This is a genomic window from Sphingobium psychrophilum (genome assembly GCF_012927105.1).
Taxonomy (GTDB): Bacteria; Pseudomonadota; Alphaproteobacteria; order Sphingomonadales; family Sphingomonadaceae; genus Sphingobium; species Sphingobium psychrophilum.
This window is the reverse complement of record NZ_JABBFV010000007.1, coordinates 139,261-152,535: the sequence shown is the minus strand read 5'-3', so window position 1 is coordinate 152,535 and position 13,275 is coordinate 139,261. Positions and strand designations below refer to the sequence as shown.

The 13,275-nt window shown below is 62.7% G+C and carries 13 protein-coding genes; 4 read left to right on the top strand and 9 right to left on the bottom strand.

Annotated features, from left to right (window positions below):
- Positions 1 to 17 precede the first annotated feature (17 nt).
- Positions 18 to 1,193 carry a vWA domain-containing protein gene (locus HHL08_RS11910; RefSeq protein ID WP_169573392.1) on the bottom strand — a complete coding sequence of 392 codons (1,176 nt, stop codon included), beginning with the start codon at positions 1,191 to 1,193 and terminating at the stop codon, positions 18 to 20.
- Positions 1,194 to 1,338: 145 nt separating this feature from the next.
- Here HHL08_RS11910 and HHL08_RS11905 point away from each other — a divergent pair, with 145 nt between their 5' ends.
- Entirely contained in the window at positions 1,339 to 2,703 is a 1,365-nt protein-coding gene (locus HHL08_RS11905) for a methyl-accepting chemotaxis protein (RefSeq protein WP_206377840.1), read from the top strand.
- Between the two features lie 106 nt (positions 2,704 to 2,809).
- Here the strand turns inward: HHL08_RS11905 and HHL08_RS11900 are convergent, their stop codons facing one another.
- From HHL08_RS11900 to HHL08_RS11865, 8 genes are all read right to left on the bottom strand, one after another.
- The gene (locus tag HHL08_RS11900) at positions 2,810 to 3,877 is read right to left on the bottom strand and encodes a hypothetical protein (protein ID WP_408021776.1); all 1,068 of its coding nucleotides are present in this window, start codon (positions 3,875 to 3,877) and stop codon (positions 2,810 to 2,812) included.
- 92 nt (positions 3,878 to 3,969) lie between these two features.
- Positions 3,970 to 4,383 carry a GFA family protein gene (locus tag HHL08_RS11895; RefSeq protein WP_169573389.1) on the bottom strand — a complete coding sequence of 138 codons (414 nt, stop codon included), beginning with the start codon at positions 4,381 to 4,383 and terminating at the stop codon, positions 3,970 to 3,972.
- Between the two features lie 112 nt (positions 4,384 to 4,495).
- Positions 4,496 to 5,341 (bottom strand): AAA family ATPase, encoded by an 846-nt coding sequence (locus HHL08_RS11890; protein ID WP_169573388.1) that lies wholly within the window; start codon positions 5,339 to 5,341, stop codon positions 4,496 to 4,498.
- Between the two features lie 94 nt (positions 5,342 to 5,435).
- Complete coding sequence (locus HHL08_RS11885; protein ID WP_169573387.1) at positions 5,436 to 6,116, bottom strand: DUF6975 family protein; 681 nt, start codon at positions 6,114 to 6,116, stop codon at positions 5,436 to 5,438.
- A gap of 156 nt (positions 6,117 to 6,272) precedes the next feature.
- Positions 6,273 to 8,327, bottom strand: a complete 2,055-nt coding sequence (gene rpoD, locus HHL08_RS11880) for an RNA polymerase sigma factor RpoD (protein ID WP_169573386.1) — start codon at positions 8,325 to 8,327, stop codon at positions 6,273 to 6,275.
- A gap of 41 nt (positions 8,328 to 8,368) precedes the next feature.
- Entirely contained in the window at positions 8,369 to 10,267 is a 1,899-nt protein-coding gene (dnaG, locus tag HHL08_RS11875) for a DNA primase (protein WP_169573385.1), read from the bottom strand.
- Positions 10,264 to 10,647 carry an endonuclease domain-containing protein gene (locus HHL08_RS11870; protein ID WP_169573384.1) on the bottom strand — a complete coding sequence of 128 codons (384 nt, stop codon included), beginning with the start codon at positions 10,645 to 10,647 and terminating at the stop codon, positions 10,264 to 10,266. The genes dnaG and HHL08_RS11870 overlap by 4 nt, the downstream gene beginning before the upstream one ends.
- Positions 10,648 to 10,710: 63 nt before the next feature.
- The gene (locus tag HHL08_RS11865; RefSeq protein WP_169573383.1) at positions 10,711 to 11,163 is read right to left on the bottom strand and encodes a GatB/YqeY domain-containing protein; all 453 of its coding nucleotides are present in this window, start codon (positions 11,161 to 11,163) and stop codon (positions 10,711 to 10,713) included.
- 156 nt (positions 11,164 to 11,319) lie between these two features.
- Here HHL08_RS11865 and carA point away from each other — a divergent pair, with 156 nt between their 5' ends.
- From carA to HHL08_RS11850, 3 genes are read left to right on the top strand one after another with little or no spacing between them, the layout of a single operon-like run.
- Positions 11,320 to 12,585 carry a glutamine-hydrolyzing carbamoyl-phosphate synthase small subunit gene (gene carA, locus HHL08_RS11860; RefSeq protein ID WP_169573382.1) on the top strand — a complete coding sequence of 422 codons (1,266 nt, stop codon included), beginning with the start codon at positions 11,320 to 11,322 and terminating at the stop codon, positions 12,583 to 12,585.
- Positions 12,582 to 12,950 carry a ribonuclease E inhibitor RraB gene (locus HHL08_RS11855; protein WP_169573381.1) on the top strand — a complete coding sequence of 123 codons (369 nt, stop codon included), beginning with the start codon at positions 12,582 to 12,584 and terminating at the stop codon, positions 12,948 to 12,950. Before carA ends, HHL08_RS11855 begins: the two co-directional genes overlap by 4 nt.
- On the top strand, positions 12,950 to 13,270 hold the full coding sequence (locus HHL08_RS11850; protein ID WP_169573380.1) for a hypothetical protein: 321 nt from the start codon (positions 12,950 to 12,952) through the stop codon (positions 13,268 to 13,270). The genes HHL08_RS11855 and HHL08_RS11850 overlap by 1 nt, the downstream gene beginning before the upstream one ends.
- The last annotated feature ends 5 nt before the right edge of the window (positions 13,271 to 13,275 follow it).

The following is a 13,275-nucleotide window of genomic DNA, read 5'->3' as shown; positions in this document are numbered from 1 at the left end:
AAACTGCGACCGATGGATCACCGCTTGCGCGTCAGTTCGCGCATCGCCGTATCAATGCCCTGGATCGTCAGTGGGTACATGCGATCGTTCATCAGGTCGCGGATCATCTTGGTCGATTGGCTATAGCCCCAATGGGCTTCCGCCGCCGGATTGAGCCACACGCAGGCGGGATAGGTATGGGCGACGCGGTGGAGCCAGACGGCACCGGCTTCCGCATTCATATGTTCGACCGACCCGCCCGGCTGGGCGATCTCATAAGGGCTCATCGCCGCGTCGCCGACGAAGATGACCTTATAATCATGGCCATATTTGTGGAGGATATCCCAGGTCGGAATCCGCTCGGCAAAGCGGCGGCGATTATCCTTCCACACGCCTTCGTAGAGGCAGTTATGGAAGTAGAAAAATTCCATATTCTTAAATTCGCCGGTCGCGGCGGAGAACAGCTCCTCGCACAGCGTCACGAACGGGTCCATCGATCCGCCCACGTCCAGAAACAGCAGCAGCTTGACCGCATTATGCCGTTCGGGCCGCATCCGAATGTCGAGCCAACCCTGGCGCGCGGTGCCGCGGATGGTTTCATCCAGGTCCAGTTCGTCTGCCGCCCCTTCCCGCGCGAAGCGGCGCAGGCGGCGCAGCGCGACCTTGATATTGCGGGTACCCAATTGCTTGGCGTTATCGAGATTGGCGAATTCGCGCTTTTCCCACACCTTGATCGCGCGCTTGTGCCGGGATTCGCCGCCGATGCGCACGCCTTCCGGGTTATAGCCGCCATTGCCGAAGGGGGATGTGCCGCCGGTGCCGATCCACTTGCTGCCGCCCTGATGCCGGCCCTGCTGTTCCTCCAGCCGCTCTTTCAGCGTCTTCATGATGGCGTCCCAGTCGCCCAGGGATTTGATCTTCTCCATCTCCTCGGCACTAAGATATTTTTCGGCGACCAAGCGCAGCCAGTCCTCCGGTATCTCCGCTTCGACCCCGTCCTGCCCCAACACACCCTTGAAGACCTTGGCGAACACCTGGTCGAACCGGTCGAGCAGCCCTTCGTCCTTCACATAGGTCGCGCGGGCGAGATAATAGAAATCCTCCGGCCGCCGCGCGATGACGTCGCGGTCGAGCGCTTCGAGCAGCAGAAGATGCTCCTTGATGCTGGCCTTGATGCCGGCGGCGCGGAGTGCGTCGAGAAAGTTGAGCAACATGGCCATGCTTGTCGGCCAGTGCGCGCGACGATGCAAGCTGCCGTCACCACCCGGATTGTCCGAATATTAAGTGTTGCGGTGCATGGTTAATCCGTCACTATCCACAACACATATTGGACGCGGGGCGCGCTTGGAAAACAGGGATTTGTTGGCTGACCTGGGGGAACGGTCGGGCGACATTGCATTGCAGTGCAGCGAGACGGCTGGATATTTGAGCGAGTTGAACCGCCGTATCCAGGGCGATTCAGCGCATCTGGCGAACCTGCAGGCCAATATGGAAACACTGGCCGCCAGTCAGAATGAGAGCGTCGCTGCGGCGCAGGAATTGAGCCTGACCGCACGACGCGCCGGCCGGATCATCGCCGACGGGCATGAGGTGATCGGCCTGTCGCTGGGCGAGGTGGCGGCGCTGGTGGAGCATGTCACCGGGCTGGAGGGGCATTTGCGCCAGTTCCTGACCGTGATCGAGGCGGTAGGCGATATCAGCGAGGAATTGGGCGCGATCGCGCGCCAGACCCGGATGCTGGGGATCAATGCCGCGATCGAGGCGGCGCGCGGCGGCGCGGCGACCCAGGGCTTTGCCGTGGTCGCGGACGAGATCAGACGGTTGGCAGGGCAGGCGGGGGAATCCGCCGCGTCGGCCGGCGACAAGCTGACCCAGTTGGACCGTGACGCGCGCCACCTGATCGGTGGGGTGGAAGCCAACATCGTGCGCGGCCGGGGGGCGGGCGCGCATATCGACCGGCTGCGGTTGAGCATGGCGGAGATCGCTTCGCTGGTCACTCAGTTTGGCGAACGGTCGGGCGCCATCGTCACCTGCACCGACGCGGCCGATGGCGACGTCAATGCGCTGCGTCATGGGCTGGCGGCGTTCAGCCGGTCGGCGAGCGACAGCGCGGCGCGGGTCGATGTCGCGCGCGAGCAGTTGGAAGGGTTGGAGGGCATGGCCAACGCCATGCTTAATACCGCGGCGCATGGGCCGCAGAAGACGCGCAACAGCCGCTATATCGCTTTGGCCGAGGATGGTGCGGAAGAGGTCGGCGCGCTGATCGAGCGGGCGCTGGAGAAGGGGGATATCAGCCTGTCCCAACTGTTCGACACCGATTACCGCCCGATCGGCGGCTCCGCGCCAGTCCAATATCTCAACGGCTTCACCAATTTTGCGGACGGCATATTGCGGCCGGTGCTGGACCGCCGCACCAGCGAAGACAGCGCGATCGTCGGCTGTTGCCTGCTCGACATGAATGGCTATCTTCCGACCCATATCAGCGCGCGTTGCCAGCTGCAGCGGCGCGGCGCGCATGATTGGAACATGGAGAACGCCCGCAACCGGCAGATTTTCATGGATAGCCAGACCCGTCGCGCCTTGCAGGAGGAAGGCGATTTCTTCCTCTACACCTATCGGCAGGATCTGGGCGAGGGTCGCTATCGCGCGCTGCGCAGCGTGTTCGTGCCGCTGGTGTTCGGCGGGCGGCGCTGGGGGCTATATGAGGTGGGTTATCTGATCTGAGGATTGAACAGCGTGTCCCCGCGTGGGCGGGAGCCCAGTTCATATGGCGGGACTAGGCTCCCGCCTTCGCGGGAGCACGTGACGTTTTAGTCGATAGGGTGCGCCTTCAGCGCCCCTTTTGCGCCAGACGGCTGACCGTCACCTCGCCATTGGCGGCATAGGTGGCGACGGCCTGTGCTTCGGCGGTCTGGGTGTCCTTGCCGTCGATAATCGCGGCTATCTGATGCGGGCTTGGCACTTTGTCATAGACCCCATAGAGGTCGGTTTGACCGACCATGTGGATCGACAACTTATAGCCTGCGCCGTTGGCGGCGGGATCGAAGGCCAGCACGGTGCCGCTGTCGTCCACCGGCACGATGATCGCGCCGTCGCTGCGCCCAGCCTGTTGCAGCATGTCGTAGTGGCCCTCGGCGGTGGCCACGGTGCCGCGGATGCAAAGTGCATCCTTGCCATCGCGCGGGATGCGAACATCCTGCGGCGCGGCTTCCTGTGCGGGTTTGGCCGGGGTCAGCCGGGCGTCGGCGGTCGGCGCGGCGGGACAGGCGGCGAAGCTGGCGGGAGCGGTGGCGTGCAGGCTGGCGGTATCATCGACCGACAGGTTGGCGAGCATGCCGTCCAGGCCGGCCAGCACTTCGCCGCGACGCTCGGTCGGGCCGGTCACGCGGATCTTGACGATCCAGCGCCCGGCATGGACGAACCCGGCGGCCGTGGTCAGCGCGCCGTCGGCGGCATCGTCATAGACGGCGCGGATCGCGCTGTCCGCTCGGCCGGCGACGGGGGCGCTGGCATAGGCGGTGCGGCGGGTCTTCGCGCCGAACCGCTCCATCACCGCCTTGTCGGTCATATAGGCGGCGAGCGAGGCGTCGGCATAGGTCGGCAGATAGACGTAGAGGGTCGCCTGGATGGCGCCATCTTCCGACAGATATTGCGCATAATTATCGACTGCGCGGCCACCATTGGAGGCTTCGCCGCTCTTGCTGAGCGAAAGACCGGCGACGGTCTGGGGCAGGGCGATGCCTGCGGATACGGCGCGGATGGCGCTGTCGGTCGGGGTCCAGGCTTCGGCGTCGGCGGCGTGGGCGATCGACGGGATGGCAATGCACAGCGCCGCGGCAGAAAGAAGCGCCGTGGCGGAGGCTATGGTGGCCATGAGTCCTTGGGCGCGCTTCGGCATCGTCATCACTCTCCAGGTCGATACCGTCTTTGCGCGGCATTGAACTATGACAGGGAGGCTACAGACTAAACCGGGGTACGCAAGCGCCGATTTCAGGCAATAGGCGGGATTTGCGCCGGATAGTGGGGCAGATCGGGATCATGATGCGCCCAGTCGGGTGCGGCATCGGTCCAGATCACCGCCTGCGGGCCGATCAGCGAAGGATCGTCAAGCGCGCCGGCACGGATGAAGGTCAGATGCGGGCGCGATTCGGCCAGGCTGAACAGCGGCGTGCCGCAGTTCGGGCAGAAGCCGCGCTTCATCGCGTTGCCGCTGTCGGCGACGCTGTCATGCCAACGGACGTCGCCGGTCGTGACAATATGGTCGGTCGGGAAGCAGACGTTCACGGTCGCCGATCCGCCGCCCAGATATTGGCACAGGCGGCACCAGCACATGCGCGCGGCGATGGGGTCTGCGTCGATGGTAATGCGGACAGCGCCGCAGAGGCATCCGGCGGAATGGGGCATAGATATTCCTTAGAACAAGATCCGTTCGTTTCGAGCGACGTCGAGAAACGCTGGCAACGCTCTGCCCGCTTCTCGACACGCTCGAAGCGAACGGATGTAGGGTTATCCTGCCCTACCGCCCCTGTCGCCGCGCCATGAAGGCGAGGCGTTCGAACATCATGATGTCCTGCTCGTTTTTGAGCAGCGCGCCGTGGAGCGGCGGGATCGCCTTTGTCGGGTCGCTATTCTGGAGCACATCAAGCGGCATATCCTCGTTCAGCAGCAGCTTGAGCCAGTCGAGCAGTTCGGAGGTCGAAGGCTTTTTCTTGAGGCCGGGCACGTCGCGTATCTCGTAAAAGATATCCATTGCCTTGCTGACCAGGATTTTCTGGATGCCGGGAAAATGTACATCAACGATTTTCGCCAGTGTGTCGCGGTCGGGGAATTTAATATAGTGGAAGAAACAACGGCGCAGGAAGGCGTCGGGCAGTTCCTTCTCGTTGTTGGACGTGATGATGACGACCGGGCGATCGACCGCAGCGACGGTTTGCCCCGTTTCATAGACGTGGAAAGCCATGCGATCGAGTTCCTGCAACAGGTCGTTGGGAAATTCGATGTCGGCCTTGTCGATCTCGTCGATCAGCAGGACGGGCAGCTTGGGCGAGGTGAAGGCCTCCCACAGCTTGCCCTTGCGGATATAATTGGCGATGTCGTGGACGCGCTCATCGCCCAACTGGCCATCGCGCAGGCGGGCGACGGCGTCATATTCATACAGGCCCTGATGTGCCTTGGTCGTGGACTTGACGTTCCATTCGATGAGTGGCGCGTCCAGCGCCTTGGCGATTTCCTGGGCCAGGACGGTCTTGCCGGTGCCCGGTTCGCCCTTCACCAGCAGCGGACGGCGCAGCAATACGGCGGCGTTGACCGCGACCTTCAGGTCGTCGGTGGCGACATAATCCTGCGTGCCTTCAAAGCGCATCTTGCTGGTCCATTCCGTTGCCTATGGCAACCGGACTAGGCAAAGCCGCGTGCAGGCGCAATCTCGAAAGGGGAATTAGGCGTTAAAGGGCTGGTCAGGCTTGCCGCGCGCGCACGTCGGCGCGGGCGGCGAGCAGATCCCACAGGCCGCGATGCTGGTTCAGTAACTGGCGCGCGCCGAATTGAATCGCCCGGTCGATGCCATCGTCGCCGCCAATGGCGCGGGCAACGTCCAGCGTCACATTGCGATCGGGCAGGGTGCAGGCATGGGGTTCCAGCCCTGCGCGCAGCGCCGCCATGTCGAGCACATGACGCACGGCGCGCCAGTCGAGCACCAGCGCCATCGCCGCGCCCATGGCGCAGCCGCGCCGGTCGGACTGGGCCAGCATGTCGAGTGCGTGGCGTTGCTGGCTGACGGCGGTTTCGCAATCGGCCTGGCCCGCCGTGCTGGGGGCGGGGCCGACGGCGACCGTGACCTGGGCGAGGTAGGCGCGTTCGCGGGCGAAGGCGTCGCCGGTTTCGATCAACCACTGGCGTGCCGCATTGTCGGCGGAGCGGGTCGCGGCATGATCGATCACGCCGGGATGACGGCCGTGGAGCATGCAGAGATAATAGGCAGCGTCGGCGAGGTCGGAGAGCGAGGGCAGGGCATCGCGCGCGACGCCGGTGCTGGCGCGGTGGGCATAGGCGTGAGCGGCCGTTCCATCGGCGGCGACCAGCGCCTCCAGGACTCGCGCTATGTCGCCAAATTGATAGCGCGGTGCCGCTTCGCTCATGCCCAAATCCCTGTGATGCCCCGCATGCGCAGGCTGTAATCCCAAGGCATAGTGCGCCGGAGTAAACGTCCGGTTTACGGAATCAGAAAGGGCGACCGTGAAAGCCGCCCTTTTCCGTCAACGATGGTTAATTTACATTTACCGATGCGTTTTAATTTACTGGTCCAGGAACGACCGCATTTTGCGCGAGCGCGATGGATGCTTGAGCTTGCGCAGCGCCTTCGCCTCGATCTGGCGGATGCGTTCGCGGGTCACGCTGAACTGCTGGCCCACTTCCTCCAGCGTATGATCGGTGTTCATGCCGATGCCAAAGCGCATGCGCAGCACGCGCTCCTCACGCGGGGTGAGCGAGGCAAGGACGCGGGTGACCGTTTCCTTGAGGTTCGCTTGGATCGCGGCGTCGACCGGGATGATCGCATTCTTGTCCTCGATGAAGTCGCCCAGATGGCTGTCTTCCTCGTCGCCGATCGGCGTTTCAAGGGAGATCGGCTCCTTGGCGATCTTCATCACCTTGCGGACCTTTTCGAGCGGCATCGACAGACGCTCGGCCATTTCTTCCGGCGTGGGCTCGCGGCCCTGCTCGTGCAGGAACTGGCGGCTGGTGCGGACCAGCTTGTTGATCGTTTCGATCATGTGGACCGGAATACGGATGGTCCGCGCCTGATCCGCGATCGAACGGGTGATCGCCTGCCTGATCCACCAAGTCGCATAGGTGCTGAACTTGTAGCCGCGGCGATATTCGAACTTATCGACCGCCTTCATCAAGCCGATATTGCCTTCCTGAATAAGATCAAGGAATTGCAGGCCACGGTTCGTATATTTTTTAGCGATGGAGATGACGAGGCGAAGATTCGCCTCGACCATTTCCTTCTTGGCGAGGCGCGCTTCGCGTTCGCCCTTTTGCACCATGTTGACGATGCGGCGGAACTCGCTGAGCGACATGCCGGTCGCCTGGGCGATTTCGCCGACCTCGTTACGGATGCGGTCGACCGCGCGCCCTTCGGCGGCGACGAAGGCGGTCCATTTCTTGTCCAGACCGCCGACCTTGTCGAGCCAGCCATCGTCCAACTCATGATTCACATAACGGTCGAGGAAATCCTTGCGCGGAACCTTGTGCCGTTCGGCCAGGCGCAGCATCTGGCCGCCCAGCGCGGTCAGCCGCCGGTTATAGGCATAGAGCTGATCGACCAGATATTCGATCTTCTGCTGGTGGAACTGCACGCTTTCGACCTGCGCGGTGAGTTGTTCGCGCAGATCATGATAATCATCCTCGGCCTTCTGGCTCAGCACTTCGCCGACCGCCATGGCGACCATGCGAGCTGACTGGGCAGCGGAGAAGGCGCGGAAGATTTCGGTGATGGTCGCAAACTTCTCAAGCGCCATTGGCTTGAGCGTTTCCTCCATCTGGGCGAGGGACAGGGTGTTGTCCTCTTCCTCTTCTTCCTCAACGCGGCGAGCGCGGGGCGCGCCGTCCTCATCCTCGTCGGCGTCGGCGGATTCCTCCTCCGGCTCTTCTTCTTCCTTGAAGCTGGGGCCAGCGGTCTTCTCGCTGATCTCGCCATCGTCATCCTCGGCGCCTTCCTCCAGGCTTTCCGGAGCAGGGTCTTTCGAGAGCATGGCGTCGAGATCGAGAATCTCGCGCAGCTGCATTTCGCCGTTGTTGAGCGCGGTCGACCATTCGATGATCGCGTTGAAGGTCGTCGGGCTTTCGCACAGGCCTAGGATCATCGTGTCGCGGCCAGCCTCGATCCGTTTGGCGATGGCGATTTCGCCCTCACGGCTGAGCAGTTCCACTGCGCCCATTTCGCGCAGGTACATGCGAACGGGATCGTCGGTGCGATCGACCGTTTCCTTCTTCTTTTCGGTGATGAGCTTTGGGCCGCCATCGTCGTCGCCCGAATCATCTTCGGCGTCGTCGGCATCCTCGCGCTCGCGCTGCTCGTCGCCGTCTTCGCTGGCTTCTTCGTTTTCGACGATGTTGACGCCCATGTCGTTGAGCGCGGACATGACGTCCTCGATCTGCTCGGAGGACATCTGGTCCTGCGGCAGGGCGTTGTTCAACTCGTCATAGGTGATGTAGCCGCGCTTCTTCGCGCGAGCGAGCAGCTTCTTGACCGAGGCTTCGTTGAGGTCGAGCAGAGGGGCATCGCCGCCTTCATCCCCACCATCACCTGCACCCGCCGCACTTTTGCTGTTCGCCTTGGTCGCCATGTATTCGCCTTAACTCCGCCGCCCTCGCAAGGGCGATCTCATCAAACAATGTCTTCGGACTGGCCTAGTTCCGCCAAGCGGATAAGATGGTTGCGATGAGCCACCAGCGCATGATTTTGCGCCAGCAAATTCTCTTCGCTTACATCTGCCTTCACCCGCTCGGTCGCCACGGCCAAATTCCGCTCAAGCTCTGGTCCCTGCGTCATCACCCGAACGGCCTCCTCAAGATCGCGTGCGACGCGATCAGGATCGGTGGTCGTCCTGTCGGGAGTGAGTTTGAACGCATCGGCCCGGAGCATCCCCTTAGCCATATTATACAACTCACCTTGCCCCAATATGGTAAGGAGGGCCTGCGTTTCAACTGTTTCTTTGCGGAAGGACGCGCCGATCATCACGTCCAGCAGCTGCGCCAGCAGCGAATCGGCGATTTGCAGCGCCGACAGCATCTCGCGATGGGGCAGAATCTGTTCGGGATGGCGCAGCAGGCTGGCCAGGACGGCGCGCAGCAGCCGCTGTTCCAGGCCATTTGTGCCGATGGCACGGGCTTCGAAGCCGGCCGCGGGAATCGGCGCTTTCCAATTGCCGCGCTTGTCGCGCTGCCAACGGCCGCCATCGCCGCCGCCACGCGCCTGCCTTTGCGCCGGGGCGTTATCGCGCCGGGCGAAGAAGCGCGCATCATAGCGTTCGCGAAATTCATGGGCATAATGGGCGCGGACGTCGGGATGGGTGATCGCATCCGTTATGGCGCGCAGCCGCTGCTTGAGCGCGGCCTTCTGTTCGGGTGTGTCGAGCGGCATGGCGCTCAGTTCATGGCTCCACAGCCGTTCGATCAGCGGCTCGGCAGCCTTGAGCACCGCTTCCATCGCCTGCGGGCCGCTCTCGCGGATCAGATCGTCGGGGTCTTTGCCCGGCGGCAGGGTGGCAAAACACAGGCTATGGCCGGGGCGCAGCAGGGGCAGGGCGCGGTTGGCGGCGCGGATCGCGGCCTTCTGCCCCGCCGAATCGCCGTCGAAGCAGAGGATCGGCACTTCGACCATTTTCCACAGCCGTTCGATCTGATGTTCGGTCAGGGCGGTGCCGAGCGGGGCGACGGCGTCGCCGAACCCGGCCTGCGCCAGCGCGATCACGTCCATATAGCCTTCGACCACGATCACGCGCTCGGTCTGGCGGCTGGCGGGGGAAGCGCGGTCGATATTGTAGAGGGTGCGGCCTTTGTCGAACAGCGGCGTGTCGGGCGAGTTCAGATATTTAGGCTCGCCAGCGCCCAATATGCGACCGCCAAAGGCGATCACCCTCCCGCGAATATCGCGAATGGGCAGCATCAGTCGGCCGCGGAAACGATCATAGCTTTCGCGCTTCTTGGCATTGCCCTGTTCCAGCGCTTCGGGATCGATCAGCAGCCCGGCCTCGACCAGCATCGGTTCGCCGAAATCCTTGAGCGCGGTCTTGAGGCGGCCGCGTCCGTCGGGGGAAAAGCCGAAGCCGAAGGTGCGGCGGGTCGTGTCGCTGATGCCGCGCTTTTGCAGATAGGCGCGCGCTTCGCCGCCGTCGATGCCGCCCAACTGCTCCTCGAAAAAGCCCTGCGCCGCGGCCATGGCGTCATGCAGTCCCTTGGCCTGCTCGGCGCGCTTGGCGGCGCGCGGGTCGGGGGCGGGCACGTCCATGCTGGCCGCCTGCGCCAGTTCCTTCACCGCCTCCATGAAGGGCAGGCCGCGCTGGTCCGTCATCCAGCGGATCGCATCGCCATGCGCGCCGCAGCCGAAACAATGGTAGAAGCCCTTTTCATCGTTAATCGTGAAGCTGGGCGTCTTTTCATTATGGAAGGGGCAGCAGGCCTTATATTCGCGGCCGGCCTTGGTAACCTTGATCGTGCGGCCGATCAGGGTGGACAACGACGTGCGCATCCGCAGTTCGTCGAGAAAGGCGGGGGAGAGGCTCAATCTCTCCCCTCCCGCTTGCGGGAGGGGTCGGGGGAGGGCATGTTTGCAATCACCCGTTCGATTTCCTCAATCACGCCTTCGATATTGCCCAGAACATCATTGTTCCAGAAACGGATCACGCGAAAGCCCTGTGCTTCGATATAGCGCGTCCGTTCCGCATCAACCTCATCATTATGCTGTCCGCCGTCGACTTCGATCACCAGGCCGATGGATCGCGCCACGAAATCGCAGATGAATTGGCCGATGGGAACCTGACGGTTGAAACGGATGCCGGAGATTTTTCGAGCGCTGATCGCGCGCCACAGGATGCGTTCGGCTTCCGTGGCATTGTTGCGCAGTGCGCGCGCTTTCGCGGTGGGGCGGGCGTAACCTTTGTCCATTGATGTGGAACATGCCCTCCCCTAACCCCTCCCGCAAGCGGGAGGGGAACTATCAATGATAGCTTAGCCCAGCGCCGCTTTCACAAGCCCGCTCGCCTTGCTCATGTCGATCACGCTGCCATGGCGTTCCTTCAGCACGGCCATCACCTTGCCCATGTCCTTGACGCTCTCCGCGCCGACCTCCGCCTTGATCCCCTCGATCGCCGCCTTCGTTTCGTCTTCGCTGAGCTGCGCGGGCAGGAAGCCTTCGATCACGGCCAGTTCGGCCTGTTCCTTGGCGGCCAGTTCGTCGCGCCCACCCTTGGTGAACATATCGATCGATTCGCGGCGCTGCTTGACCATCTTTTGCAACACTTCGACCACCACGGCGTCGTCGTCCGGCACGGTGGAGGCGGTGCGCAGTTCGATGTCGCGGTCCTTCAGCTTCGCCAGGATCAGGCGCACGGCCGCCAGCTTTTCCTTCTCGCCGGCCTTCATGGCGGTGATCTGGGCGCTCTTGATGGTATCGCGAATCATCGACGAATGAATCCTGTTTCTTGCGGAAAGGAGCAGATATAGCGGCAAAAGAGATTTTTAACAGACGTTGACCTTGCGGGCGTGGGGGCATAGGTGACCGGCCGTTTAACCCGCTGTAGACGGGTTCTTAGCAAAAGCATAAAGGACGCTGACACCATGGCTGACGCCAAGACCCTCATTGTGCCCAAAGGAGCGACAGGGGTCGTGGTTTTTGCCGATGGCAGCGCGGTGTTCGGCCGTGGTTTCGGTGCGGTCGGCGATGCGGTAGGCGAACTCTGCTTCAACACCTCCATCACCGGTTATCAGGAGATCATGACCGATCCCTCTTACGCCGGGCAGATCGTCAACTTCACCTTCCCCCACATCGGTAACGTCGGCACCAACCTGGACGATGTCGAGGCGACATCGCCTCACACGCTGGGCTGCATCGTGCGCGAAAACGTCACCGCGCCGAGCAATTTCCGCAATGTCGAACCGTTCGATCAGTGGATGGCGGAAAACGGCCGTATTGGCCTCGCCGGTGTCGATACCCGCGCGCTGACCCGGCTGATCCGGGTGAAGGGCGCGCCCAATGTCGTCATCGCGCATGATCCCGATGGCGGGTTCGACATCGCCGCGCTGGCCGCCAAGGCGGCGGGCTGGCCGGGGCTGGAGGGCATGGACCTGGCCATCGAAGTCACGGGCAAGGAAACGCGCCTGTGGAAGGATGGCGGCTGGACGCTGGGCAAGGGCTATGACGTCGACGCCACCGACGCGCTGGTCACGGTTGCTGCTGGCTATCCGGCGGTGGGCGAGGATGGCGAGCCGCTGTTGTTTGCGGAAAAGGATCTGCCGACCCCCGCGCCGCGCCCGCATGTCGTGGCGATCGATTATGGCGCGAAGAACAATATCTTCCGCAATCTGGTGCAGGCCGGCGCGCGCGTCACCGTGCTGCCCGCGACCGCGACGTTCGAACAGGTGATGGACTTGCAGCCCGACGGCGTGTTTCTGTCCAACGGTCCGGGCGATCCGGCGGCGACCGGCGCCTATGCCGTGCCGGTGATCGCCGCGCTGCTGACCGAGAATGTGCCGATCTTCGGCATTTGCCTGGGCCATCAGCTGCTGGGGTTGGCCGTGGGCGCGAAAACGATCAAGATGCATCAGGGCCATCGCGGCGCGAACCATCCGGTCAAGCGGCTGGACGATGGCCTGGTCGAGATCACCAGCATGAACCATGGCTTTGCGGTGGATGCCGCCACGCTGCCCGCCAATGTCCGCGCGACCCATGTGTCGCTGTTCGACGGCAGTAATTGCGGGATCGAACTGACCGACAGGAACGCCTTTTCCGTGCAATATCACCCCGAAGCATCGCCGGGGCCGCAGGACAGCTTCTACCTGTTCAAGCGCTTCGTGGCGGGCCTGAAAGGGCCGGTCGCGGCATGAGCATCAACCTCCCTCCCGTCGATGAAGCCCGCCTCGCCGCCGAGTGGGAGGCGGACAAGGACGTTCTCGCCAACCTCGCCGCCAATGGCGACGTGGCCCGGATCGCGCGGCCGGTGGACGTGTCATTCCGCGGCAGCGAAAAGGATTTCGATCGGCTGCTCACCATCGCCAGCCAGTTCGGCATGGTCGAACTGGACCGGGAAGAGGATGAAGAGGGCGACCTGTTCCTGTTCCTGGAATGTGTGCAGCCGGTCGATGAAGCGTCGATCCGCGCGCTGACCCGCAAATGCCTCCAGATCGAAATCCTCTGCGGCGTCGAATATGACGGCTGGGGGTGCGAGGCGCAGGCGGGGGCGGTGCATTGATGAGCTTTGCGATTTTTGGGCTGATGGTAGCTGGGGCAAATGGTTTGTCTGAATCTTTGTCCGATATGCGTATTCTTGACCAAGCTGCGGTCAAATGCGGGGTAGCCGATGTGCGATTCCAAGCCATATCTGCTCAGAAAAGGCATTATCGTTTCTGGGAAACGAGAGTGAACGGGTCAACTTTTGGCCCACGCTCACTTTCAGATATTGAGGCCGAAAAGCGTCAGAGGAAGATGGAAAAAGCCTTGCCATGTGTGCAAGCTGAGGTTCGAGCATTCGGGCTGACCGTCTCCTATCCCATCACCATACACGCGAATTGATCGAG